This window comes from Agrobacterium burrii (genome assembly GCF_017313405.1).
Taxonomy (GTDB): Bacteria; Pseudomonadota; Alphaproteobacteria; order Rhizobiales; family Rhizobiaceae; genus Agrobacterium; species Agrobacterium burrii.
The window spans coordinates 25479-50532 of record NZ_JAFLNA010000009.1; the positions used below are offsets into that span (position 1 = coordinate 25479).

Annotated in this window: 20 protein-coding genes and 1 tRNA gene; 11 read left to right on the top strand and 10 right to left on the bottom strand. The window is 60.4% G+C overall.

The window, feature by feature from the left end:
* Positions 1 to 35 precede the first annotated feature (35 nt).
* The 3 genes from JZX89_RS16910 to podJ form a co-directional block, all read right to left on the bottom strand.
* Positions 36 to 863 carry a TIGR02186 family protein gene (locus JZX89_RS16910; RefSeq protein WP_174375255.1) on the bottom strand — a complete coding sequence of 276 codons (828 nt, stop codon included), beginning with the start codon at positions 861 to 863 and terminating at the stop codon, positions 36 to 38.
* Positions 860 to 1786, bottom strand: coding sequence for a sulfite exporter TauE/SafE family protein (locus JZX89_RS16915; protein ID WP_149898525.1), 927 nt, complete (start codon positions 1784 to 1786; stop codon positions 860 to 862). Before JZX89_RS16915 ends, JZX89_RS16910 begins: the two co-directional genes overlap by 4 nt.
* A 264-nt stretch (positions 1787 to 2050) precedes the next feature.
* Entirely contained in the window at positions 2051 to 5800 is a 3750-nt protein-coding gene (gene podJ / locus JZX89_RS16920; protein WP_207134816.1) for a peptidoglycan-binding protein, read from the bottom strand.
* A gap of 375 nt (positions 5801 to 6175) precedes the next feature.
* On the opposite strand from podJ, the gene JZX89_RS16925 reads away from it, so the two are divergent.
* The 7 genes from JZX89_RS16925 (at position 6176) to JZX89_RS16955 (ending at position 13340) form a co-directional block, all read left to right on the top strand.
* Entirely contained in the window at positions 6176 to 7972 is a 1797-nt protein-coding gene (locus JZX89_RS16925; RefSeq protein ID WP_207134817.1) for an acyl-CoA dehydrogenase C-terminal domain-containing protein, read from the top strand.
* A gap of 37 nt (positions 7973 to 8009) precedes the next feature.
* Entirely contained in the window at positions 8010 to 9218 is a 1209-nt protein-coding gene (locus tag JZX89_RS16930; RefSeq protein WP_207134818.1) for an acetyl-CoA C-acetyltransferase, read from the top strand.
* A gap of 10 nt (positions 9219 to 9228) precedes the next feature.
* Positions 9229 to 9441 (top strand): hypothetical protein, encoded by a 213-nt coding sequence (locus JZX89_RS16935; RefSeq protein WP_174375251.1) that lies wholly within the window; start codon positions 9229 to 9231, stop codon positions 9439 to 9441.
* Between the two features lie 33 nt (positions 9442 to 9474).
* Positions 9475 to 11691 carry a 3-hydroxyacyl-CoA dehydrogenase NAD-binding domain-containing protein gene (locus JZX89_RS16940; RefSeq protein WP_207134819.1) on the top strand — a complete coding sequence of 739 codons (2217 nt, stop codon included), beginning with the start codon at positions 9475 to 9477 and terminating at the stop codon, positions 11689 to 11691.
* Positions 11692 to 11857: 166 nt separating this feature from the next.
* Positions 11858 to 12289 carry a hypothetical protein gene (locus JZX89_RS16945; RefSeq protein WP_207134820.1) on the top strand — a complete coding sequence of 144 codons (432 nt, stop codon included), beginning with the start codon at positions 11858 to 11860 and terminating at the stop codon, positions 12287 to 12289.
* A 285-nt stretch (positions 12290 to 12574) separates the two neighbouring features.
* Positions 12575 to 12650 (top strand) — tRNA-Phe (locus tag JZX89_RS16950).
* Positions 12651 to 12872: 222 nt separating this feature from the next.
* Positions 12873 to 13340, top strand: a complete 468-nt coding sequence (locus tag JZX89_RS16955) for a GIY-YIG nuclease family protein (RefSeq protein WP_207134821.1) — start codon at positions 12873 to 12875, stop codon at positions 13338 to 13340.
* A gap of 192 nt (positions 13341 to 13532) precedes the next feature.
* Here JZX89_RS16955 and mnhG read toward each other — a convergent pair whose 3' ends face one another.
* The 7 genes from mnhG to JZX89_RS16990 all read right to left on the bottom strand — a co-directional run bounded on the left by mnhG (position 13533) and on the right by JZX89_RS16990 (position 20003).
* The gene (gene mnhG, locus JZX89_RS16960) at positions 13533 to 13877 is read right to left on the bottom strand and encodes a monovalent cation/H(+) antiporter subunit G (RefSeq protein WP_149898534.1); all 345 of its coding nucleotides are present in this window, start codon (positions 13875 to 13877) and stop codon (positions 13533 to 13535) included.
* Positions 13874 to 14155 carry a K+/H+ antiporter subunit F gene (locus tag JZX89_RS16965; RefSeq protein ID WP_080810635.1) on the bottom strand — a complete coding sequence of 94 codons (282 nt, stop codon included), beginning with the start codon at positions 14153 to 14155 and terminating at the stop codon, positions 13874 to 13876. The genes mnhG and JZX89_RS16965 overlap by 4 nt, the downstream gene beginning before the upstream one ends.
* Entirely contained in the window at positions 14152 to 14640 is a 489-nt protein-coding gene (locus JZX89_RS16970; RefSeq protein ID WP_207134822.1) for a Na+/H+ antiporter subunit E, read from the bottom strand. Before JZX89_RS16970 ends, JZX89_RS16965 begins: the two co-directional genes overlap by 4 nt.
* Entirely contained in the window at positions 14637 to 16283 is a 1647-nt protein-coding gene (locus JZX89_RS16975) for a monovalent cation/H+ antiporter subunit D (protein WP_188355952.1), read from the bottom strand. Before JZX89_RS16975 ends, JZX89_RS16970 begins: the two co-directional genes overlap by 4 nt.
* A complete protein-coding gene (locus JZX89_RS16980; RefSeq protein WP_149898535.1) occupies positions 16280 to 16615 on the bottom strand; it encodes a Na+/H+ antiporter subunit C in 336 nt (111 codons plus the stop codon). The genes JZX89_RS16975 and JZX89_RS16980 overlap by 4 nt, the downstream gene beginning before the upstream one ends.
* Positions 16615 to 19533, bottom strand: coding sequence for a monovalent cation/H+ antiporter subunit A (locus JZX89_RS16985; protein ID WP_207134823.1), 2919 nt, complete (start codon positions 19531 to 19533; stop codon positions 16615 to 16617). Before JZX89_RS16985 ends, JZX89_RS16980 begins: the two co-directional genes overlap by 1 nt.
* Positions 19534 to 19637: 104 nt before the next feature.
* Complete coding sequence (locus JZX89_RS16990) at positions 19638 to 20003, bottom strand: hypothetical protein (protein ID WP_153514111.1); 366 nt, start codon at positions 20001 to 20003, stop codon at positions 19638 to 19640.
* A 517-nt stretch (positions 20004 to 20520) separates the two neighbouring features.
* Between JZX89_RS16990 and JZX89_RS16995 the strand changes: the two genes are divergently transcribed.
* From JZX89_RS16995 to JZX89_RS17010, 4 genes are read left to right on the top strand one after another with little or no spacing between them, the layout of a single operon-like run.
* Positions 20521 to 22116 carry a globin-coupled sensor protein gene (locus tag JZX89_RS16995; protein WP_246746756.1) on the top strand — a complete coding sequence of 532 codons (1596 nt, stop codon included), beginning with the start codon at positions 20521 to 20523 and terminating at the stop codon, positions 22114 to 22116.
* A complete protein-coding gene (locus tag JZX89_RS17000; protein WP_153513153.1) occupies positions 22116 to 22415 on the top strand; it encodes an STAS domain-containing protein in 300 nt (99 codons plus the stop codon). Before JZX89_RS16995 ends, JZX89_RS17000 begins: the two co-directional genes overlap by 1 nt.
* Positions 22412 to 22777: a chemotaxis response regulator CheY1 gene (cheY1, locus tag JZX89_RS17005; RefSeq protein WP_004439870.1), complete on the top strand. Its 366-nt coding sequence runs from the start codon at positions 22412 to 22414 to the stop codon at positions 22775 to 22777. Before JZX89_RS17000 ends, cheY1 begins: the two co-directional genes overlap by 4 nt.
* Positions 22778 to 22793: 16 nt before the next feature.
* Positions 22794 to 25046: a chemotaxis protein CheA gene (locus JZX89_RS17010; RefSeq protein ID WP_207134825.1), complete on the top strand. Its 2253-nt coding sequence runs from the start codon at positions 22794 to 22796 to the stop codon at positions 25044 to 25046.
* Positions 25047 to 25054: the final 8 nt, after the last annotated feature.

Genomic DNA, 25054 nt, shown 5'->3' on the forward strand with positions numbered 1-25054 from the left:
CGGCAAACGCTCTCTTTTTCGCGATGAAAAAGCGGTCAGTCCTTGCGGAAGATGATGCTGGCGCCCCAGCCGGTCACGACGGCCAGCAGAACGCAGAGTGCGCCATAGGCAAGCGGCGTCTGATGCGCCGCATCGGTGATGGCCTGTTCCATGCCCGTCTTGACGACACGCAGTTTCAGCTCACGCTGGGCGATGAATTTGCCGCTCTTGAACAGATAGGCGCGAGCTGTGTGCACGCCGTTCGGCACGTTGGCGGGCAGGCGAAGCGTCGCCCAGAACAGGCCGGTGCGCTCCAGCCGCACCCCGGTCGTATCATTGCGGTAGATACCGCTGGAAAGCTTCAGACGCCGATAGGCTTCCTGAAAATCGAAGACATTATCGGGCACGCCGGAAAACACCGCGCTTTTGAGCGACAGATGATCGACGCCCAGCCCCATGGCCCGCAAGGTGCCTGGGGAGGCGACATCCGTGATGTCGCGTGTACTGGCCATGGAATAGGATTCCGGCAGCGGCGTGAAGGTGATCGCACTTGTATTGATCCAGATGCCCGCAATACGTTCCTTCTTGCGCACGGTCATGTAGTCGGTCGGCCCTTCGAGCGTAACGACAATATCATATTGGCCGATCGCCAGCAGCAGTTGATCGGTATTGTTCAACGCGCCGAAGAGCGTGAAATCCGCACCGCGAAAATCGGAGGCGATGGGAATTTCCGTCGTCGATGCGCCGATTTCGATATTTTCCAGCAATGACCGCTGCTGCGTACCGGGAGGCAGGGCAAGCGGCGGCGTCTGTGCTGAGGCCATGCTCCCAAAGGCAAGGCACGGCAAGAGCAGAAGGGCGGCGATGAGCAGGCGAGAGGTCAATAGCCCAGCCCTCCCACGGCGACCGAAAACAGGTCTTCCGGGCGCACCACCAGCGAGACCGCAAGACGAAGGGCGACCGCGAGCACGAGAAGGGCGAGAAGGGCGCGCAATTGTTCGCCGCGCAGTTTCTGCCCGACGCGCACGCCATATTGCGCGCCGATGACACCCGCCACCATCAGGATGAAGGCCAGCACCACATCGACGGAATAGTTGGTCGCCGCCTGAACGATGGTCGTATAGGCTGTCACGAAAATGATCTGGAACAGCGATGTGCCGACGACGACATTGGTCGGAATGCGCAGAAGATAGATCATTGCTGGCACCATGATGAAACCGCCGCCGACACCCATGATCGAAGTGAGGATGCCAATGCCAAAGCCGAGGGTGACGATGGGAATGATGCTGAGATAGATCTTCGATTTCTTGAACCGCATTTTCAGCGGCAGGCGGTGCACCCAGTTGTGATGGCCCGGCCGACGCAGCGTCACGGTTTCGTTGCGGGCGGCGCGGCGCAGCGCCGAAATGCTCTCCTTCAGCATCAGTGCGCCGACGGTGCCGAGCAGGATGACATAGAGCAGCGAAACGATGAGATCGAGCTGGCCGATGCTGCGCAGGAAGGAGAATATCCACACGCCGACCGTCGCCCCGACGAGGCCGCCGACAAGCAGTACACTGCCGAGCTTGATATCCAGCGTGCCGCGCCGGAAATGCGTGATCGAGCCGGAAACCGAAGAGGCAACCACCTGGTTGGCACCCGTCGCCACGGCCACTACTGGCGGGATATTGTAGAAAATCAACAGCGGGGTGATCAGAAAGCCACCGCCCACGCCGAACATTCCGGAAAGAAAACCGACGGCCGCGCCCATGCCGAGAATGATGAAAATGTTCACCGACAGTTCTGCGATTGGCAGATAGACAGTCACGGCTCGGACCTCGGGCAAATGGTTCCGGGCGGCAGGGCTTGTCCGGGTGAGGGGGCCGCGCCGCGATTTACACTTTCTGTCTGAAAAGACCGGGCATGCCCAGCCTTCATCCGTCATGCCCGCGAGGGCCTGACCTGTCAACATTCAACGGTAAATACGTTGATAATTTGGAAAGATAGCGGCTGTGTGTCGATGGCCAGCCACATTCCTGCGCCGAGTGGTGCAAAAGCGGCCAGGGCGGCCGCTTCACCTGTTCCGGAAGGCTTACTTGTTACGGGCGAGCAGTGCAGTCACCAGTTCATTGGTAATGCGCCCGTCGGGTGCCTGACCGACGGATTTCTGGAAATCCTTGATGGCGGTGACAGTGTTCTTGCCGAGCTTGCCATCCGGCTGACCGGCATCGAAGCCGTTCTTGTTCAGGATCGCCTGAATGTTGCGGATCGCCTTTTCCATGTCCACGGAGGCGGTCTTCACACCTTCCTTGCCAGCCCATTCTTCAGGCGGGTTGACGCTGTTGGTGTCTTCCGAAAGCGGCTTGACCTTCCATGCGTCCACCTTGGCCTTGGCGCTCTGAAGCTGCTGCGGGTTCATGGCTCCGGCAACCTCGTCACGCTTCTGGGCGGCGTCCGCGTCGCCATCCTTGGCGGCAATCGCGAACCATTTGTAGGATTCCTCGATATCCTGCTTCACGCCGCTGCCGCGGGCATAAAGAATGGCGAGGTTGAACTGGCTGTCGCGCACGCCGAGTTCCGAGGCCTTGATGAACCATTGCGCCGCAGCGGTGAAATCCGGCTGGCCGGCCGCGTCGGATGCGAGCAGGACGGCGAGATTGTGCATGGCACCGGCATTGCCCTGTTCAGCAGCCAGCGTGTAGTAGCGCTTGGCCTCGGAAAGGTTGCGCTCCACACCGTTCGCCTTCTCGTAAAGATTGGCGAGACGGTATTGCGCAGGCGCTAGGCCACGATCCGCCGCAAGCTTGTACCATTTCGCTGCTTCCGCACGATCGGCGGTAACACCACGACCTTCGGTATAACGGGCGGCGATCTCGAACAGCGCCTGCGTTTCGCCCTTGGCAGCCGCTTCGGCCAGAGATGCGGGTTCAATGCCGGCGGGAACCGCGATGGCGTCCTGCGGTGGAACAACGGTGGTGACGGTTTGCGTCGGAGCCTGCGGTTCGCTCTTTGCGACCGTGTCAGGCGTTGCCGGGTCCACGACCGGGGCATCGGCAACCGGCGGCTCGTCTGCGAGCGGTGCGCCGCCAATGGTGCGGGCATCGATGCTGTTCTGCGCCGGCGCATTATTCTCGATGCTGTCGGCCGATGCCGCCTGCTCGGGATCGATGGCGAGATCGGAGGGGATGGTCACGGCCTTGTTGCCGGTTTCGGGAAGTGCCGAGACCGGTGCATTGTCCATCTTCTGCTCGATAACCGGTGCCGGAGCTTCCGCGCCACCGATCATCGTCTTGACGAGCGGCATGGCCATCATGGCGAGAAGAATGGCGCCGATACCAAGCAGCAGCGGGCGACGATAGCGCGACAGCGCCGAAGCGTCGGCCTTGCGGCTCTTCTTGCCGGTTTCGAGCTTTTCTGGCGATGTTTCCATGGCCGCAGCCTGTGCTGCGCGGCGGGCGGCGGCAATGAAATCCGTCCGTCCTTCGGCATCTACGGCCTTGCCGCTGGCAGCCACCTGGCTGGCGCGCACACGTTCCAGTATCTTCTTGATGTCAGGTGCGCCCGAACCCGGTTCCAGAAGTTCGTTCTCCTGGCCTGCGGGCAGCACGTCGATCGGGTCGAGCGATGGAGCCGGCTCCACCTGCGTGCGGGCAGAGGAGGCCGAGACCGGCTCTTCAGCAGCTTTGGCGGTCTTCGCCGTGCTGGTCTTGAACCGTTTCGTCAGGCCGGCAAGCAGGCTCTTCTTTTCCGCCTTGGCGGGTTTTGCGGCAGCTGGCGGCACAACGGCCATCGCATCCGCTTCGTTTTCGTCGGCGTCGAGAATCGCCTGTTCTTCGGCGATATAACCTTCTTCCGGGAAGATGGCGGCTGGCATGGCCACATCTTCGCGGGCGGGCGTGACCATATGCTGCGCAACCTTGCGGGGCGCGGCCTCTTCGCGGTAGGCGGGGGCGTTGTCCAGGCTGTCGAGACGGCCGGCAATCTGCACCAGCGTCTCATGCAGCGCCTCAAAAGTGCGGTGCGTGCGCTCTTCGGTATTGCGGCTCAAGGCTTCGAGGCTGCGCAGATCGGTTGCGAGATCGGTCAGCATCGTCATGTCGGCGAGGTTTGCGCCAGCCGAAAGATTGTTGCGGGTATAGGCGTCCAGAACCGCTTCGGCCGCCTGCCGTGCCGCTTCGATGATATATTCGTCGTTCGACGCCATATAGTCCTCGATTGCCGCCATGCGGGAGTCGAGTTCCGGCGACATGCCGGCCGGCTGGTGGTAGCCCGGCTGGCTGATCAGCGAGGAGAGGTGGGCGATCTGGTTTTCGAGGCTCGTGAGCGCGCCGCTATCGGCGGGGGCGGCATGAGCGGTCTCGTCAAGACGCGCCGCGATATTGCCGAGCCGCTCTTCCAGGCGCGAAAAGGCGCTTTCGCTGAGACTCGATGCCGGCTGCGGCTGGCTGTAGCGATAATCGAGGTCTTCAATGCGGCGCGACAGCGTATCGAGCCGTTCTGCCAGACCGTCATTGACGGCGCCATGATCCAGCGCATCGATCTTGCGGGAGATATCGCTGAGGAAGGATGTCAGTTCCGTCTGCTGCGAGGGGCGCTGCGACCGCTCCAGAAGCAGCGAAAGCTGATCCAGCCGCTCATGTAGCTGGGCGGCGTCGCGGGCGGTGCTGAGTTCGTCAATCTTGCCAGACAGCGCTTCAAGGCGGGCAGTCAGGTCCAGCGCCGGCTCAGGCTTGGCGGCGGCGAGGCGGTTGATATCGCCGAGCTGTTCGGCAAGGCCGTTCAGACGGGTTTCCAGCCGCTGCGCCAGCGCGTTATCCGTGGCCTGCGTGTTGGAGCGGGTATTGGTCGCGGCAATGGCGCGGCTGATTTCGTCCAGCCGCTGGTCGAGACCGGAAAACTGTTCGGTAAAGGCGGCCTCATTGGGCTGCATATGCTTGCCGAGCTGCTCCACGGCGCTGGCAATCGCAATCAGCTTTTCCTCGAGCACACGCACGGCGGGGTTGTTGCTCATCCCGCCAAGCTGGGTCTTGATGTCATCAAGACGATAGGCGAGCGACACGATCTCATCCTGCAATGAGGTCGCATCGAAACCGCGCAACGTGTCTTCCACATTGTTCCAGCGGCTTTCGATCCGGTGCACGCTGTCTTCGCGCGCAAGCTGGTCGATGGTGAGACGCAGGTCTTCGAACTCGTTGCGCAGCCCGTAGGCGTCAGGAGATGCGAGGTTGCCGAGCTGGTCGATGCTGCCGGCAAGCCGGGCGATGTCATCGCGCAGGTCGCCGATAAATTGCTGGTCTTCCGCCACCGCACGAATATTGCGGATTTCGGTCCGTAGCCCCTGCGCTTCGCGGGCCACGCCCTCGGAAATATCGTGCTTCAGCTCATGGCGAAGATTGACGAGCGCCTGCGCGATCTCCTGCAGGGCGGCGTCATTGCGCTGCGGTTCCTGATATGGCGGAATGGAACGCGCGCGCGGAGCGGGGTTGGCCGTCGTGTTTTGAACGTTCGGCCGATATTCCGGTGCAAGCGGGCGGGTAATTGTCCGTTCCGGACGCGCAACGGGTTCCTGCGGGCGCTGGAAGCTCGCCTCGAGAAGGCGCTGGCGCTGGCGGATTTCGTTGACGGGGTCAAGTTGCGGCGGAGTAACCGTGGCGCGTGGCTCGCGCGGCGCGGCGTAAGCCTCGCCTTTCGGCTCGGGCGCGGGGCTCGGGCGCGGCTCGCGCGGAAACTTCTGGCTCATCAGCCCTTCAATACGGGCTTCAAGGCCTTCAATGGTGCGATTGAGAGCATCAAGAGACGACCTGTCGCTTGGCTGTTGGGTATTCGATCGCAATCCGTTCATCTTCTCGCTCGCTTCGCTTCCGCCCGCTATGCCCGGTTGTTGTCGCGACGTTGCCTGCCTGTGCATGCCGTCGCTGCAACATGCAGCAATTCCAGAGCCGGTATTCGCCCCCTTGGAGGAAAATGCGCCGATGAACGAAGCAGTTACCTCTTGTCGGAGAATTCACGAAACGTGGTAAAGAAGTGGTTAACTATGGTTGGAATTTTTTAACTTTTGTGGCGCGGGGGCAGGCCACGCCGGGCTGAGCAGCCATTTGGGGGGAGAGGATCGGCGACATTCCGTTGAAATTTATTTGACGTTTACGCGCACGTCAAATATTGTCATCCAATATCCGCCGGATTGTCTCCGGCACCACGATGCGGAGGAACATCGGTAATGCCTGTTTACAAGGCCCCAGTCAAAGACACGCTTTTTATCCTGAACGACGTTCTCGGCCTCGAGCGGTATAACAACCTGCCCGGCTTTGAAGATGCAACCCCTGACATGATCGAAGCCATTACCGGCGAGGCGGCGAAGCTGGCCGAAGAGCGGCTTTTCCCGCTCAACCTCTCCGGCGACCAACAGGGCTGCAAGCGCGCCGACGACGGTTCGGTTTCCGTGCCTGAAGGTTTCAAGGCAGCTTATGACGCCTATTGCGAGGGCGGCTGGATCGGTCTTGCCGTTCCGTCTGAATTTGGCGGGCAGGGCCTGCCTTATACGCTCCATGCGGCGATCGGCGAATATATGTCTTCCGCCAACCTGTCGCTGATGATGTATCCTGGCCTGACGCAGGGCGCCATCGCCGCCGTCCTCGTACACGGCACGCAGGAGCAGAAGCAAACCTATCTGCCGAAGATGGTGGAAGGCACATGGTCGGGCACCATGAACCTGACCGAACCCCATTGCGGCACCGATCTCGGCCTCTTGCGCACCAAGGCAGTGCCGCAGGGCGACGGCACTTACAAAATTTCCGGCCAGAAGATATTCATCTCCGCCGGCGAACATTCCATGACGGATAATATCGTCCATCTGGTGATTGCCCGCATTGAAGGCGCGCCGGAAGGCACCAAGGGCATTTCGCTGTTCATCGTGCCGAAGTTCCTGGTGAAGGAAGACGGCACGCTCGGCGAGCGCAACGGCGTCACCTGTGGTGCCATCGAGCACAAGATGGGCATTCACGGCAATGCCACCTGCGTCATGAACTATGACGATGCGACCGGTTATCTGCTCGGCGCGGAGAACAAGGGCCTTTCGGCCATGTTCGTGATGATGAACGAGGCTCGCCTCGGCGTCGGCCTGCAGGGGCTTTCGGTCGGCGAGATCGCCTATCAGAACGCTGTCGAATACGCCCGTGAGCGCATTCAGGGCCGCTCGCTTTCCGGCGCGAAATTCCCGGACAAGAAGGCCGATCCGATCATCGTGCACCCGGATATCCGCCGCACGCTGATGACCATCAAGGCCTATAACGAGGCAGGCCGTGCCTTCCTTCTGTGGACCGCGCTGCAATCCGATATCGCCCATCGCTCGACAGACGAGAAAGAGCGGCAGGCGGCGGACGACCTGCTGAGCCTTGTGACGCCGATCCTCAAAGGCGTGTTGACCGACAAGGGCTTTGACCATGCTGTGATGGCACAGCAGGTCTTCGGCGGCCATGGCTACATCGAAGAACATGGCATGAGCCAATATGTCCGCGATGCGCGCATCACCATGATCTACGAAGGTGCCAACGGCATTCAGGCGCTCGATCTCGTCGGCCGCAAGCTCGGCATGAATGGCGGCCGCGCCGTGATGGCGCTGTTCAAGGAAATCGGCGATTTCTGCGAGGAAAACCGCGCCGATGAAAAGCTTGGCCTTTACACCAAGGGCCTGAAAAAGGGCTTGAACGACCTGCAGGCCGCAACCATGTGGTTCATGCAGAACGCCATGGCGAAGCCCGACAATGCCGGCGCCGGCTCGACCGACTATATGCACCTCTTCGGCATCGTGGTGCTGGGTTACATGCAGGCACGCATGGCGAAAGCCGCCAGCGAAGCGCTTGCAGCAGGCAGCGCTTCGGATGAGGATTACCTCAAGACCAAGCTTGTCACGGCGAAGTTTTATATGGAGCGCATCATGCCGGAAACGGCGCTGCGCAAGGCCCGCATCGAAACCGGCGCGGACACCATGATGGAACTGGCTGCGGAAGCATTTTGAGAAGGTTGGCGGTAAACACGCCGCAGGGAGAGAGTTTATGACCGACGTTTACATTTACGACCATGTCCGCACCCCGCGCGGACGCGGCAAGAAGGACGGCAGCCTGCATGAGGTGCCTTCCGTTCGCCTGGCCGCCAAGACGCTCGAAGCCATCCGCGACCGCAATGGGCTCGACACCTCCGCTGTCGATGACATCATCATGGGCTGCGTCGATCCTGTCATGGATGCCGGCGCGGTGATCCCGAAGGCTGCCGCCTTCGAGGCGGGGTATTCCAACAAGGCCCCGGGCATGCAGATCTCGCGCTTCTGCGCCTCGGGTCTTGATGCCATCAACTTCGCAGCCGGCAAGGTCAAGGCCGGTTCGGACGATATCGTCATCGCCGGTGGCGTCGAAAGCATGTCGCGCGTCGGCATGGGCATGTCGGGCGGCGCCTGGTACATGGACCCCTCGGTCAACTTCCCGGCCTTCTTCATGCCGCAGGGCGTCTCGGCCGATCTCATCGCCACCAAATACGGCTTCTCCCGTGACGATGTCGACGCCTATGCCGTCGAGAGCCAGAAGCGCGCAGCGCATGCCTGGGAAAAGGGCTATTTCAACAAGTCGGTCATTCCGGTGAAGGATTCAAACGGCCTGACGATCCTCGACCGTGACGAGCATATGCGCCCCGGCACGGACATGCAGGCGCTCGCCTCGCTTAATCCGTCCTTCCAGATGCCCGGCGAAATGGGCGGCTTCGAAGCCGTCGGCATCATGGCCCACCCGGAAGTGGAGCGCATCAACTACGTCCACCACGCCGGCAACTCCTCCGGCATCGTCGATGGCGCTGCCGCCGTGCTGGTTGGTTCCAGGGCGGGCGGCGAGGCAATGGGCGCGAAACCGCGTGCCCGCATTAAGGCTTTCGCCAATATCGGCTCCGATCCGGCGCTGATGCTGACCGGCCCGGTGGATGTGACCGAAAAGCTGCTGAAAAAGACCGGAATGTCGCTTGCCGATATCGATCTTTTCGAACTCAACGAGGCCTTCGCCGCCGTGGTGCTGCGTTACATGCAGGCCTTCGACATCGATCATGACCGGATGAACGTCAATGGCGGCGCCATCGCGATGGGTCATCCGCTGGGCGCAACCGGCGCGATGATCCTCGGCACGGTGCTGGATGAGCTGGAGCGGCGCGATCTGAACACCGCGCTCGTGACGCTTTGCATCGGCGCGGGCATGGGCACGGCGACGGTTATCGAGCGGGTTTGAGAGGCTGGTCATGAGGCGCGAGGTTTACGAGCGACCCAAGAACGAGATCGAACAGCAGCTGGCTCGGCACAATCTGGAAAAGGACATGGCACAGGATCATAAGGCGTCCATCCGCCCCGTTTCTCCTGTCTACGTCCAGCGGCTCCGGGCAGAGCGTTGGGGTTTGGTTGTGTTTCTCGTTCTCGTGGTCGGTTGTATCAGCCTCGTGATCGGACTGTCGTAACCGCACGGAAATTTCAGGGAAGAGGAATCCCAAATGAGCACTTACACCAATTTCACCATTGAGACGGACGCAGACGGCATTGCCCTCGTCACCTGGGACATGCCGGAAAAATCCATGAACGTCTTCACCTCCGAGGTGATGGACGAGCTGAACGCCATTCTTGACGCGACTGTCGCAGATGGCGCCGTCAAGGGCGTCGTCTTCACGTCAGGCAAGAGCACCTTTTCCGGCGGCGCCGATCTTTCGATGATCAAGTCGATGTTCTCCTTCTACAATGACGAGAAGGCGAAGAACCCGGATGAGGCGGCGGCAAAGCTGTTCGAACTCGTGGGCCGCATGACCGGCCTGTTCCGCAAGCTGGAAACCAACGGCAAGCCATGGGTCTCGGCCATCAACGGCACCTGCATGGGTGGCGCGTTCGAGCTGTCGCTCGCCTGCCATGGCCGTGTGGCATCCAATGCCAAGAGCCTCAAGATCGCCCTGCCGGAAGTCAAGGTCGGCATCTTCCCCGGTGCCGGCGGCACCCAGCGCGTGCCGCGCCTGACGGACGCGCAATCCGCACTGCAGATGATGACGACGGGCCAGTCGCTGACCGGCGCGCGCGCCAAGGCCATGGGGCTGGTTCATCAGGTGGTCGAGCCGGATCAGCTGGTTGCAACCGCAAAGCAGATGATCAAGGATGGCCTGAAACCGGTCGCACCCTGGGATGAAAAGGGCTTCAAGGCCCCCGGCGGCGGCATCTGGACGCCGGCGGCTGCCCAGCTCTGGCCCGCCGCACCGGCCATTTTGCGCCGCGAAAGCGCCGGCAACTATCCGGCCGCCCTCGCCATCCTCAAATGCGTTTATGAGGGCCTGCAATTGCCCTTCGATACCGCGTTGAAGGTGGAGCAGCGTTATTTCACCGAAATCCTTCGTTCGAAGGAAGCCTTCGGCATGATCCGCTCCCTGTTCATTTCCATGCAGGAACTGGGCAAGGGCGCGCGCCGCCCGGCTGGCCAGCCGAAGACGGAGTTCAAGAAGGTGGGCGTCGTCGGCGCGGGCTTCATGGGTGCCGCCGTGGCTTACGTCACCGCTGCCGCCGGCATTCCCGTCACGCTGGTGGATCGCGACCAGGAAGCCGCCGACAAGGGCAAGGGCCATTGCGAGGAAAGCGTCAAGGCCGCCATCGGCAAGGGCAGGCTGACGCAGGATGAGGGCAAGGCCCTGCTCGACCTCGTCACCCCGACATCCGATTACGCCGCGCTTTCTGATGCCAATCTCGTCATCGAGGCCGTCTTCGAAGACCGCGATGTGAAGAAGGCCGTCATCGAGGCCGTAGAAGCTGTGCTTCCTGAAGGTGCAATCTTCGCCTCCAACACCTCCACCTTGCCAATCACGGGCCTTGCGAAGAACTCGAAGCGCCCGACCGATTTCATCGGCATCCATTTCTTCTCACCGGTCGAGAAGATGATGCTGACGGAAGTCATCCTCGGCAAGGAAACGGGCGACAAGGCGCTTGCCGTCGCGCTGGATTATGTGGCCAAGATCAAAAAGACGCCGATCGTCGTCAACGATACGCGCGGTTTCTTCGTTAATCGCTGCGTGCTGCGCTACATGGCGGAAAGCTACGACATGCTGATCGAAGGCGTGCCGCCGGCCATGATCGAAAATGCCGCGAAATTCGCTGGCATGCCGGTCGGCCCGCTGGCGCTGAACGATGAGGTGGCGATCGATCTTTCCTACAAGATCCTGAAAGCCACCGTCGCCGATCTCGGCGAAAAAGCTGTCGATCCGCGTCATATGGAGCTGGTGAAGAAGCTGGTGGAAGACGAGGGCCGCTTCGGCCGCAAGAACGCCAAGGGCTTTTACGATTATCCGGAAAAGCCCGCCAAAAAATCCCTCTGGCCCGGCCTGAAGGATCTTTATCCGCAGCAGAAGCCTGAGGACGTGGATATGGAGGTGCTGAAACAGCGCTTCCTCGTCACCGTGGCGCTGGAAGCCGCCCGCACGGTGGAAGAAGGCATCGTCACCGATCCGCGTGAGGCGGATGTCGGCTCCATCCTCGGTTTCGGTTTCGCGCCCTATACCGGCGGTGCGTTGTCCTACATTGACGGCATGGGCGCGAAGAATTTCGTCGCTCTGGCCGAAAAGCTCAGCGAGGCTTATGGCCCACGCTTCAAGCCGACGCCACTCCTGAAGGACATGGCCGCCAAGGGCGAAACCTTCTACGGTCGCTTCGATCCTTATGCCAGCGCCGCCAAGGCGGCCTGAGGCTTCACGGCAGAACAATAAACAGGCCCTTCGGGGCCTGTTTTTTTGAGCCGAATCTACCGCGCTGATCGCTTTATGTGCATCCTTTGCCCGGCTGGGGCGTTGAAACGGCGAGACCGGGCAAAGACGCCCGCCGCCGCAATTCAGCACGCCCCAGGAGACAGCGATGAAAGCACCACTGCGATCCCACGGTTTCGACAAGCCCACGGACCTCGACGACCATCTGGCAGAGCTGGACGAAGAGGCTGAGGCGATAGCCGCGGAAGCAAAGACGGAAAAAACCACGGCGAAGAGGGCGCGTGCTGAGGATACCGTTGATCCGTCGCTGCGCGCCGAACTGGAAGAGCTTCGCAAACAGGTCGACAAGATCCGCCGCGATGTCAAACGGCTGGAGGCGGCCCGGCATTCCCGCCACAGGCCCGCACAGGCGCACCATGAAAGAGACCGCGAGAATTCCCGTCTGATGATGGTGGTGCGCTCGGTTGCCGTCACCTCGCTTGCCAGCCGCATCTTCGCGTCCTCGCCCGTCATGGCGGCGCTGGTGGCCGTGGTGCCTTTCGCGCTTGGCCTTGCCGCGCGACGCAGCGAAACGGCCTAGCTGCCGCTTCCCATGCCGCTATGCCGGGCAGGATCGGCTGCTGCCTAACCCGGGTAGCGGCCGGATGCCGTAGTGCGCGGCACATGGCCGATAACGGGTTTTCTCCCGCAATCCGGCCTGCGCCGGGCAGACATTCCAGCCATCCACAGCCCTCGTGAAAAAACTGTCAAAAAACTTCGCGATGGCGCTTGCCATGTCCGAACAAGATGTTATAACCCCGCTCACTTTCGGGGCGCCAAAACGGCCCCGCCCGCCAAAAGCGGAGGTTCTTCAAGGACCTGAAGTGCCCGGATAGCTCAGTTGGTAGAGCAGCGGATTGAAAATCCGCGTGTCGGTGGTTCAAATCCGCCTCCGGGCACCATTTTTTTTACAGCGTTGTTTTGCTGTGATGTTTGCCTCCAAATTTCTATAGTTTTGTCGTTCTAGGCAGTCTTGTGTCTCGTTCTAAGCGCTTTTTGCTTCCTGTCTGTCTAGTACTACGCGATACAACATATAGTATGAAAAATAAGATATGGCACCATTGCGTTTCCGTTATGTTCTGACATCATGAAAAGGAAGCGATTCTGATTAGGGGTGTACAGGCATGACAAACGGCATTTTTGGTCTCCTATCCCAGCCTTCGGCGTTGGGCAATGAACAGCATACCCATAGCTGGCAAGGCCGATCTGGTCGATGGTACATAACTACTGTGTATCCATCGTTGCGCGCACAAATCAGGAGCCCATCGGTATATGTGATGGTCCGGCGCGATACGAATGGCGTAGCGCATCCGCTCTATATCGGGCAAACATCAGACACCGGTCGCCGCATGGAAGAGCACCTATTTGATAAGGTGTTGCAGGCCATGCAACTTGGCGGGAGCGAACTTCACGTGCATTTGTTAGCAAGAGGCGAGGCAGAGCGAATCTCGATTGAAACAGACCTTCGCAACGGTCATTTTACGCCTCTCAACAGGCAGGGCAGTGCAGTGACGCTTGGCGGGCTACTGAGCCTAGGATCATCATACGGGAAAGGAGAGAGCTTTCTTTCTAGGTTGGGTTCTGATCGCTAGAATTAAAAACAGGGAAGATAATTACGCTGTTCTAGTGCCGAGAATTGGCGGAACTTTCGAAGTAACCGTAAGCACTGCAACGTTGTCCGCACGTCGGAGCCATGTTGGAGTGAGGATCGATAGGGCAATAGGCAAAGCTGCCCGTCGTAGCTTAACGGGAAGGCCGTTTTCGGCGTTGAAGGTAACTTTAGCCTAAAGATGCTCCCGATTATCCGTATTCTGCTCCGCCCGGTCCCGATAAAGCGCGGCCCGCCCAAGCAGCATCAGCGAAACCGGTGTCGTCACCGTCATGAAGATGCCGATGAAGATTTCGTGGAAGGCGAAGCGGTCGCCGGAGACGGAGAAATAGATGATCGAGGCCATGACGATGCCGCCAGTGCCCCAGCTGGTGCCGAGTGTGGGCGCATGCAGGCGCTCGTAGAAGCTGTTCAGCCTCGCAAAGCCGATGGTGCCGATCAGCGTCAGCGATGCGCCTAGCAGCACGAAGAAAGCCACGAGAATGGCGGCCCAGAGCGGAAATTCTGCGGCGCTGTTCATTCGATCACCTCGCCGCGCATCATGAATTTGGAGAGGGCGACGGTGGAGACGAAGCCGAGGATGGCGATCAGCAGCGATGCCTCGAAATAGATGTCGTTGCCGGTGCGCAGGCCGAAGGTGAGGAGAAGCAGCATGGCGTTGACATAGAGCGTATCCATGCCCAGCACCCGGTCCTGGGCGCGGGGGCCGATGGCGATGCGATAGACTGATATTGTCATGGCGATGGCCAGCATGAACTGCGCCAGCGAAAAGGACCAGAAAAGGATAATCGAACTCATTCGAATATCTCCATCAACAGTTTTTCATATCGGTTCTTGATGAGGCTTATCCACGCGGCCTCATCCACATCGTCGAGAACGTGGAGGAGAAGTGTGCCCTGGCTGGAATTATATTCGAGCCAGGCGCTGCCCGGCGTCGAGGTCAGGATGGTTGCCAGCACGGCCAGCGCCATGGGATCGCGAATATCGAGCGGCACCGCCAGGAAGCCGGATTTGCGGTCTCTTTCGCGCTTGAACAGAATGATCTTCACGACCGAGATATTGGACCTGATAATATCATAAAGCACGATCAGGATCAGCAGCGCGAGCTTGTGCCAGTTGCGGATACGCGGTTTGGCTGGCCGCAGCGACGCCATCGCCCAGGAGGCGATGAGCGCAACAGCGGTGCCAAGCAGCAGATGTCCGGGCGAAAAGCTGTTGATTGTCATCCAGAAGAAGATCAGCGAAACCGTCAGCAGCGGGTAGGGGAGGAGACGGCTCATCATGGCTCCGCCTCCGGGTTGCTTCCCGCTCGCGGTGCGGAAATGACGCCCTGAATATAACTTGCGGGCAGATCGAGGATACGCGCCGTTTCCTGCATGTAGCGCATCACCGGACCCGCCTGCACGGTCATGGCAAGTGTCAGGGCGAGCAGCAGCATGATGGGTGCTATTTCGATGACGAGAACACGCGGCACGGTGCCTTCTATGGAGGCCCAGAAGGTGCGGATGCCGGCGCGGGTCATCGAGATCAGCGAGGCAAAACCGGCAAAGACGATCAGGAAGACCAGCCACCAGGAAAGCGTGGAAATGCTGTCATTGGCGCCAAGCCCGGAAGGGTTGAGAATGGCTGTCAGCATCGAGAATTTAGCGATGAAACCCGAAAGCGGCGGCAGGCCGGCCAGAAGAATGCCGCACGCGGCAAAACAGGCGCCGAGTACCGCGATCGTGGCGGGCATCGTCACGCCGACTTCCTCTTCCTCTTCCTCCTCTTCACCTTCGCCATAGGCCTCCATGGTCACGGCGAGAACGTTCGCGCCCGCATCCTGGCCGCGCTCCACCAGCTCGATCAGCATGAAGAAGGCGCTGATGGTGAGGGTAGAGCTGACCAGATAATAGAGCGCGCCGGCCGCAACTGTCGGATTGCCGGTACCCATGGCGGCGAGAAGCGTTCCCGACGATATCAGTACCGAAAAGCCGGCAAGCCGCCCGAGCGCCTGTGATGCCAGAACGCCGATCGCCCCGAAGATGATGGTGGCGATGCCGCCGACGAGCAGGGCATCATGGCCGAAGCCTGCCGATTCCCCCGCCGTCTGCCCGAACAACAGGAAGGACAGACGGGCAATGACATAAATGCCGACCTTGCTCATGATGGCGAACAGTCCGCCAACCGGAGCGGAAGCCGAACCATAGGCCGATGGCAGCCAGAAATTCAGCGGCCACATGCCGGCTTTGACCAGAAACGCAATACCGAGGACGGCAGCGCCGGTTTCCAGCAGCATGCGCTGGTCCGGGTTCAGCCCCTCGATGCGATGGGCAAGGTCGCCCATGTTCAGCGTGCCGGTGACGCCATAGATCAGGCTGACGCCGATCAGAAAGAACAGCGCCGCGACGAGGTTGATGGCGATGTAGTGCAGCCCGGCCTTGACGCGCTGCTGGCCGGAACCATGCAGCAGCAGGCCATAGGAGGCCGCCAGCATCACTTCGAAGAACACGAAGAGATTGAAGAGGTCGCCGGTCAGAAACGCGCCGTTGACGCCCATCAGCATCATCTGGAACAGCGAATGGAAATGCGCGCCGGCCTTGTGCCACTTCGCCATCGAATAGATCAGCGAGGGAATGGCCAGCAGCGCCGTCAGCAGCACCATCAGCCCGGAAAGACGATCTGCGACAAGCACGATGCCGAAGGGGGCGGCCCAGTTGCCGAGCAGGTAGACGCCGCTCGAAACCACAGCGGCGATTTCGGTATTGACCGTCGAATTCACCTCGCGGAACAGCAGGATGGCGACGATCAGCAATAGCACTGTCGAAGTAAGGCTGATGGCGGCCTTTGCCACGCGCTGGCGCTCGTCGAAGAACAGCAGAATGGCGGCGGTGATCAGTGGCAGAAGAATGGGCGCGATGACGATGTGGAAGGGGAATGACATCATTTCGTCTCCCTCCCGTCCACGTGGTCGGTGCCGGTGAGGCCACGGGCGGCAAGCAGCACTACGAGGAAAAGCGCCGTCGTCGCAAAGCCGATGACGATTGCCGTCAACACCAGCGCTTGCGGCACGGGGTCGGCCAGCGTGGAACTATCGACACCATTGACCAGCACCGGCGGCGCATTGGTCTTGATGCCGCCGACGCCGAAGATGAACAGGTTGACGGCATAAGACAGCAATGAGAGCCCGACGATGACCTGATAGGTGCGCGGGCGCAGGATAAGCCACACGCCGGAGCCGGTCATGACGCCGATACCGATCGCAAGAATGAGTTCCATTACAGGTCCTCCGCTTTTGCGGCTTCAGGCGTGCGAACGCGGTAGTTGCGCAACGATTGGTGTGCCAGTGCTATGAGAATAAGAACGGTGGAGCCGACGACCGCCGAAAAGACGCCGAGATCGAACAGCAGGGCGGATGCCGTGGGCATTTTGCCGATATAGGGTATCTCCGTATACTGGAAATACGAGGTCAGGAACGGGTAGCCGAAATACCACGAGCCGATACCCGTCACTGCGGCCATCAACAGGCCGAAACCCATCCAGCGCAGCGGCAGGATGCGAATGCGATCCTCCGCCCAGCGTGCGCCGCCGGCCAGATATTGCAGCAGGAAGGCGATTGCCATGGTGATGCCGGCCGCAAAGCCACCGCCGGGCAGGTCATGGCCGCGCATGAACAGGAAAATCGAGAAGGTGATGATGACCGGGAACATCCATTGCATCACGATCGACGGCACATAGAGATAATCGTGGACGGTATCACCCTTGCTGCGATCAGGACGTTCGGCATCGAAGGCATTCTGCATCTTCTGCTGTTCCGGCAGCCCGATGCTTTCATGCGCAGGGCGGAAACGGCGCAGCAGTGCGAAGACGGTGAGCGCCACAATCGCCAGCACCGCGATTTCGCCGAATGTGTCGAAGCCGCGGAAATCGACCAGAATGACGTTGACGACGTTGGTGCCGCCACCTTCGGTATAGGCGCGCTCCAGGAAATAGGTGGAGATGGCGTTTGGCACCGGCAGCGTCATGACGGCATAAGCGATGACCGACATGCCGATGCCGCTGGCGGCGGCGAGCAGAAAGTCGCGAGCGCGGCGAAGCTGCGCCGGCAGCTCGTCGCTGCTATCGACCTTCTCGAAACGTTTCGGCAACCACCGGAGACCGAGCAGGATGAGAACCGTAGTGACGATTTCGACCAGCAACTGGGTAATCGCTAGATCCGGGGCGGAAAGCCAGATGAAGGTGAGGCAGGTGACGAGCCCCGAAACGCCGAGCATGATGAGGGCGGCAAGCCGATGATATTTAGCCTGCCAGGCGGCACCGAGCGCGGCGATCATGCCGATCAGCCAGAGAATGGCGAAGATCGGATCGAAAGTCGTCACGCGCGGCAGCGACAGGGAAAATTCCGAAAGGAACAGGGGCGAGAAACCGGCGAGAAGCGCCACGAGGATCAGAAGTCTCAGCTGCGGCTGCAGACGCCGCGTGCCGAGCGTGCTTTCCAGCCACCGCGCCCACTTCCAGGACACGGTGACGAGAATGCGCTCGAAGATGCGCTGGCCTCGCAAATGCCGGAAGACCGGCGGACCGTCATCGCAGCGCGAAAAATAGCCGCCGAGCAGTGCATAGATGGTAACGCCGCCGATCAGCGCCGCGATACTCATGATCAGCGGCAGGTTGAAACCGTGCCAGATCGACAGGCTGTAAACGGGCGTCTGCGGCCCGAGAACGGAAAGCACGGCCGAATGCAGGAACGGGCCGATCGAAAGGCTTGGAACGATGCCGACGATCAGGCAGGCGAAAACCAGAAACTCGATCGGAAAGCGCATCCAGCGCGGCGGCTCGTGCGGATTGGGGTTCGGTAGATCGACCGGTTTGGGACCGAAAAACACCGTGTGGATGAAGCGCAGCGAATAGGCGACGGCAAATGCGCCGGACAGCGTCGCGACATAGGGCAGCGCCCGGTCCAGCAGCGAATCGGCGTGGGTTTCGACGGCCTCGGCAAAGAACATTTCCTTGGAGAGGAAGCCGTTGAACAGCGGCACGCCGGCCATCGCCGCACTTGCCGCCATGGCAAGCGTGGCCGTCGCTGGCAGATAGGTGTAGAGCCCGCTCAAGCGCCGCATGTCGCGGGTGCCGGTTTCATGGTCGATGATGCCGGCCGCCATGAACAGCGAGGCCTTGAAGGTGGCGTGGTTGACCATGTGGAAGATGGCCGCAACCGCGGCCAGCGGGCTGCCGAGGCTGAGCAGTGTGGTGATGAGCCCGAGATGGCTGATGGTGGAATAGGCGAGCAGCCCCTTCAGATCCTGCTGAAACATGGCGAAATAAGCGCCGAGCAGCAGGGTGATGACGCCGGCCATGCCCACCAGCCAGAACCATTCCGGCGTGCCTGCCAGCACCGGCCAGAACCGCGCCAGCAGAAACACCCCGGCCTTCACCATGGTGGCCGAATGCAGATAGGCGGAAACGGGCGTCGGCGCCGCCATGGCATTCGGCAGCCAGAAATGGAAGGGAAACTGCGCGCTCTTGGTCAGCGCGCCGCCGAGAATGAGGATAAGCGCCGGCAGATAGAGAGGATGGGCGCGGATTTGGGCGCCGGCCTCGATGATCTTGTCCAGATCATAGCTTCCCGCCATATGGCCAAGGATCAACAGCCCCGCCAAAAGACTGAAGCCGCCGATGCCGGTCACGGTCAACGCCATGCGGGCGCCGTCACGCGCCCCGGCGTTCTGATGCCAGTAGCCGATCAGCAGGAACGAGAAGATGCTGGTCATTTCCCAGAAGATCGACAGCAGAATGACGTTGCCGGACAGGACCACGCCGAGCATCGAGCCCATGAAGGCGAGGAAGAAGGCAAAAAACCGCGGGATCGGGTCTTTTGCCGACATGTAGTAGCGGGCGTAGAGGACCACGAGCAGGCCGATGCCGGTAATGAGGATTGCAAATAACCAGGCAAATCCGTCCAGCCGCAGGGTGAAGTTCAGGCCGAGTTGCGGCAGCCATTCCGCATCGTATTTCAGTGCGCTGCCATCGCTGATCGTCGGATAAAGAAAAATACTGCTGACAAGGCCGAAGAGGGCCACAGCGCCAGCCACGGAGGCGGGGCCTGCGGCCGCGCCGTCGCGCGGCATGAAAGCCGTTAAAATGGCGCCGACAAAAGGCAAGGCGACAATAAATGGAAGAATGGTTGCAAGTGTCATATGCGGCGGCGGTTTTTCTCTGGAATTGGAGTCTGCGGCGGGTTTCCGACGACTCCGATCCCTCAAGGCTCATAAGAACCGAATGATGAGGACCGCCGGAATGACTAATAGATAATATGCGGGGGCGCTCTTGGAACCACGCTCGCAAAGTCTCGGAAAGCTTGTGGCGCGATGGCAACAGATGTAACGGCCGGCCCGGCGTCAACGGTGATCCGCAAAGCGGGAGAGGGGAAGTTGCCGGGGCGAAGACCTGAACCGGCATCCCCGGCCTTGCAGCCGCTATCGCAATCCCTGTCGCCAAGAGTGAGGGAACGGCTGAGATCAACCGTCTCCAATCTCTCCAGACGGCTGGTCTTGGAAAGTGTCTTGATGCCGGAAGGTGCCTGAAAGCCGATCATGACGAGCAGGCTTGCGACCATGATGCCGATCAACACTTGCGGATGGCGCCTTGAACGGCGGCATGTCTCCATCCATAACAAGTTGGCATCTCCTTGATCGTAAAGGTCTCTTTAAAGCATCACCGCTCAGCGAATATCCCGTTGATTTGTTTTAGGGGAAGCCGCACGCGCTTGTCCAGCGCACAGGCCGGAAAAACCGCCCGCGATGGCCGATTCCTTTTCGGTTTTGCCGGTTTGCGGCAAAGTGAGGGCGGCAACGGCTAAAAGCTTTTACAAATTTCACCGTTTGACGCCGGAGCCGATGTTTCTTAACTTTCAAGCAAGGAATTAACCATAAAGATTGATGGTATTTCCACGGCGGAATGGGGTTCTCTCCCCTTCCAGGCATGACGCCGCACTGCCGTACCGGGCCGGATCCGGTATTTTCGTTTCTTGGTTCAAGAAGGTCAGGCAAGCGTCGATGCCGCATCGTCCGCGATGGGTATGTTCGTTCAAAAATCCCCCAAGGGTGCTGACGTTCTGAACCTTGGTCAATTTGGCCGGGTTCCTCCGGCCGTCATGGTGTTGGGGACGTCGGTTGGGGCAGGATTTGCCATCAGATCAAGCGCGCAGATCGGCAGGTGCAAGCCTGGCGGGACGGCTTCGCTTTGCCGGCCTCGACGAGACGCAATCCGATTTCCTGCGCAATTATCGCGGCATGCTCGAGCCTTACGTCAAGGCTGGTCTGCGGGACGTGATGAACCGTTTCCAGTCGATGCCCGACTGTTCACCGTCTTTCGAAAGCGAAAACCAGCTTGATCGCCTGCACGACCTGCAATCCTCGCACTGGAGTGTGCTGACGGATGCGCGTTTCGATGCGCTTTATGCCGAGCGGGTGAAGGTTCTTTCTGACAATGCCGGCCGCATGGGTCTCGATCCGCGCTGGCAGATCGCCAGTCACGCGGTCGTTCTTGAACATCTGCTCGGTGGGCTGGTGGCCGAACACGCGCCACGCTCCATCCTGCCCGGTAACCGCAAGAAAACCCGCGAACTGGCGGAAGCCGTGAAAAACGTCGTCCGTCTGGTGATGGTCGATACCGAGATCGCCGTCTCGCTGCGGTTTAATGAATTGCGCCTGCGCCATGGCCGCGAATTGGCGGAACAGCGCGACAGCGACCGTTCGGAAGCGGCGACATTGCTGGGCGCGGCGCTGACATCCTTCGCCGCAGGCAACTTGCAGGCCCGCATCGCCGGCGATGTGCCGGAAGCCTATCGTGATGTTGCATCCTCGTTCAATACGGCGCTGGCGACCATCGGCGCATCGCTGATATCGGCGCAAAACGGTATCGGCGAGGCCGAAGCGCTAAGCGCGCGGTTTGCCGAAATGGGCCGTTCCATGGCCGAGCGTTCCGGCCAGCAGGCCGAAGCGCTTGCGGAAACCTCCCGTCCGATCCAGACGATGATCAGCGGCGCGGCCGAAAACGGCGTTCGCATATCGGCGACGGAGACAGCGGTTTCCCGCGCCCGTGAGGCAGCGGTCGAAAGCGGCAAGGCTATCGGCGAGGCGATCGACGCCATGTCGCACATCGAGCAATCCGCCGAGCAAATCGGCAGGATCATCGGCACGATTGATGAAATTGCGTTTCAGACGAACCTTCTCGCCCTCAATGCCGGTATCGAGGCGGCGCGCGCGGGTGACAGCGGACGTGGTTTCGCCGTCGTCGCGCAGGAAGTTCGCGCTCTGGCGCAACGGTCTGCTGACGCTGCAAGAGAGATCAAAAGCCTCGTCGGCACCACGAAAACCCAGGTCGAGGGCGGCGTGCGCATGGTCAACCGCACGCAGGAGGCAATCGGCGGCGTCGTCCGGCAGGTGTCCGGCATCAACGACATGATCGCCGAAGTCTCCCGCCATACGGCCGACCAGGTCGGCGAGCTGCAATCGGTCGCTGCCGACATGAGTGAACACCAGCGGCAGGCGGGGCGGATCGCCGCCGATATAAGCGGCGGCGCCTCCGAGGCCGACGCACTTCACACCGTCATTCTGGAACTCGGCCGCACCATCAGGGAGTTCCGCATCGCCCGTCAGGGTCAGGCGGGGGCGATGGCCGTGGCGGAGCGTCAGGACACATCATTTATGGCCCGTGGGGATGACCGCACGGATTACGGCCAGGATTACCAACAATTCAGACGCCAAGGAGTCATGTAATGGCAGCCAGAAAAGCAGCTGAGGCGACGCTGAAACTGTCACCGGTGCTGGATCTCAACGAGGCATCGGCGCTGCACGGCAAGCTGATGACGCTGAGAGGAGCACCTTTGTCGGTGGATGCGTCCGAGGTTGAGCGTATCGGAGCACTTTGCGCCCAGGTCCTGATGGCCGGTGCGAAGTCCTGGGAGGAGGACGGCAAACCGTTCGGTTTTGCCAAGGCGTCCGATGCATTCGACAAGACCATGAAACTGATAGGCGTCGAAATCGATCATTTGCTCCTGAAGGAGATCAAGAAGTGAAGAAAAAAGTTCTTACCGTGGATGATTCCAGAACGATCCGGAACATGCTCCTGGTCACGCTCAACAATGCCGGTTTTGAAACCATTCAGGCCGAAGACGGCGTTGAAGGTCTCGAGGTGCTCGAGCAGAGCAACCCCGATGTCATCGTGACTGACATCAACATGCCCCGTCTTGATGGCTTCGGCTTTATCGAGGGTGTGCGCCGCAACGAGAAGTATCGGGCTATCCCGATCCTCGTTCTGACAACCGAAAGCGACGCAGAAAAGAAGAACCGCGCCCGTCAGGCCGGTGCGACCGGCTGGATCGTCAAGCCGTTCGATCCTGCGAAACTCATCGATGCCATTGAACGCGTAACCGCCTGATACGGGACATTTCACGATGGATATGAACGAAATCAAGGAAATCTTTTTCCAGGAATGCGAGGAGCAGCTCGCTGAACTGGAATCGGGGCTTCTTAAATTGAATGACGGCGACCGTGATCCGGAAACCGTCAACGCCGTTTTCCGTGCCGTTCATTCCATCAAGGGCGGGGCCGGCGCCTTCGGTCTGGATGATCTCGTGGCCTTCGCCCACGTTTTTGAAACGACCCTCGACTGCGTTCGCTCCAACAAGCTGGAACCGGGCCAGGATGTTCTCAAAGTCATGCTGCGCTCGGCCGACGTGCTGGCGGATCTGACCAATGCCGCAAGAGATGGCGGCAGTGTTGATGAAAGCCGCACCCGTGGTCTCGTCAAGGAACTGGAAGCGCTGGCCAATGGCGAAACGGTGCAGGTTTCCGCGCCGGCGCCGGTTGCGATAAAGGCTCCGGCTCCCGTCGCGCCCAAGCCGACGGATGACAGCGGTTTCGAGCCGATCCCGTTCTCCTTCTCGGATTTCGCTGACGAAACCACGCCGTTGATGGAAGCGCCGACCTTCCAGGTCAAGTTCAAGCCGCATGCGTCGCTTTATTCGAAAGGCAACGAGGCGGCGCTTCTCCTGCGCGATCTCTCGCGTGTCGGCGAAATGAGCGTCAATTGCGACATGTCGGAGCTTCCCACGCTCGACAAGCTCGACCCTGAAGCCTCGTATCTCTCCTGGACGGTTTCGATCACGACCGACAAGGGTGAAGAGGCTATCCGCAGCGTTTTTGAATTCGCCGAATGGGATTGCGATCTCGAAATTTCGCCGGTTCTTTCCGATGCCGCTGCGGACGAGGAAGAACTTCCGATGATCCCGGTTCCGTTCGATCTCTCGGCTCTCGATAGCGGACCGGAAGAAGAGCCCGCCGTCGCGCAGGAAGCGCCTTTTGTTGCCGCAGCCGTCGAGGCAGCAGTTGCAACGACCCAGATTGCTCAAAGCGTCAATGCCGCCATCGAAAAGCGCGAGGCGGCGGCAGCGCCCGCCGCAGCCCAGGCAAACGCAAATGCGGCCGCCAATGCGAATGTCGGCCAGACCATCCGCGTCGATCTCGACCGCGTCGACCGCCTGATCAACCTCGTCGGCGAGCTTGTCATCAATCAGGCAATGCTGTCGCAGAGCGTCATCGAAAACGATGCGAGCGGCACCTCCGCCGTCAATATGGGTCTCGACGAGCTGCAGCAGCTGACGCGCGAAATCCAGGACAGCGTCATGGCCATCCGTGCGCAGCCGGTAAAGCCGGTCTTCCAGCGCATGTCGCGTATCGTCCGCGAAGTCGCTGATATGATCGGCAAGCAGATCCGCCTCGTCACCGAAGGCGAGAACACCGAAGTCGACAAGACCGTTATCGACAAGCTGGCCGAGCCCCTGACCCACATGATTCGCAATGCCGTCGACCACGGCATCGAAACACCGGAAAAGCGCGAAGCGGCGGGCAAGAACCCTGAAGGCACCATCAAGCTTTCGGCCAAGCACCGCTCGGGCCGTATCCTGATCGAGCTTCAGGATGATGGCGCCGGCATCAACCGCGAGCGCGTTCGCCAGAAGGCGATCGACAATGATCTCATTGCCGCCGATGCGAACCTGACCGACGAGGAGATCGACAATCTGATCTTCGCGCCGGGCTTCTCGACGGCAGACAAGATTTCCGACATTTCCGGCCGTGGCGTGGGCATGGATGTGGTCAAGCGTTCCATTCAGGCGCTTGGCGGCCGCATCAGCATCTCCTCGCGCCCCGGTCACGGTTCGACCTTCACCATGAGCCTGCCGCTGACGCTCGCCGTCCTCGACGGCATGGTGGTCACGGTGGCCGGTCAGACGCTTGTGGTGCCTTTGACCGCAATCGTGGAAACCCTGCAGCCGGAAGCGAAGAACATTCATTCCTTCGGCTCCAACCAGCGGCTGATCTCCATCCGCAATTCCTTCTGCCCGCTGGTTGATGTCGGACGCGTTCTGAATTTCCGTCCAACACAGGCCGATCCGGTGGAAGGTGTCGCGCTTCTGGTGGAATCGGAAGGCGGCGGCCAGCGCGCCCTGATGGTCGATGCGATCCAGGGTCAGCGTCAGGTCGTCATCAAGTCGTTGGAAGCCAACTATACCCATGTTCCGGGCATTGCCGCCGCAACTATTCTCGGTGACGGACGCGTTGCGCTCATTCTGGATGTCGATGCCATCGTCAGCGCTTCGCGCGGACAGCCCCTGAAGCAGGAAATGTCGCTTGCGGCGACAGGTTGAAAGCGGAT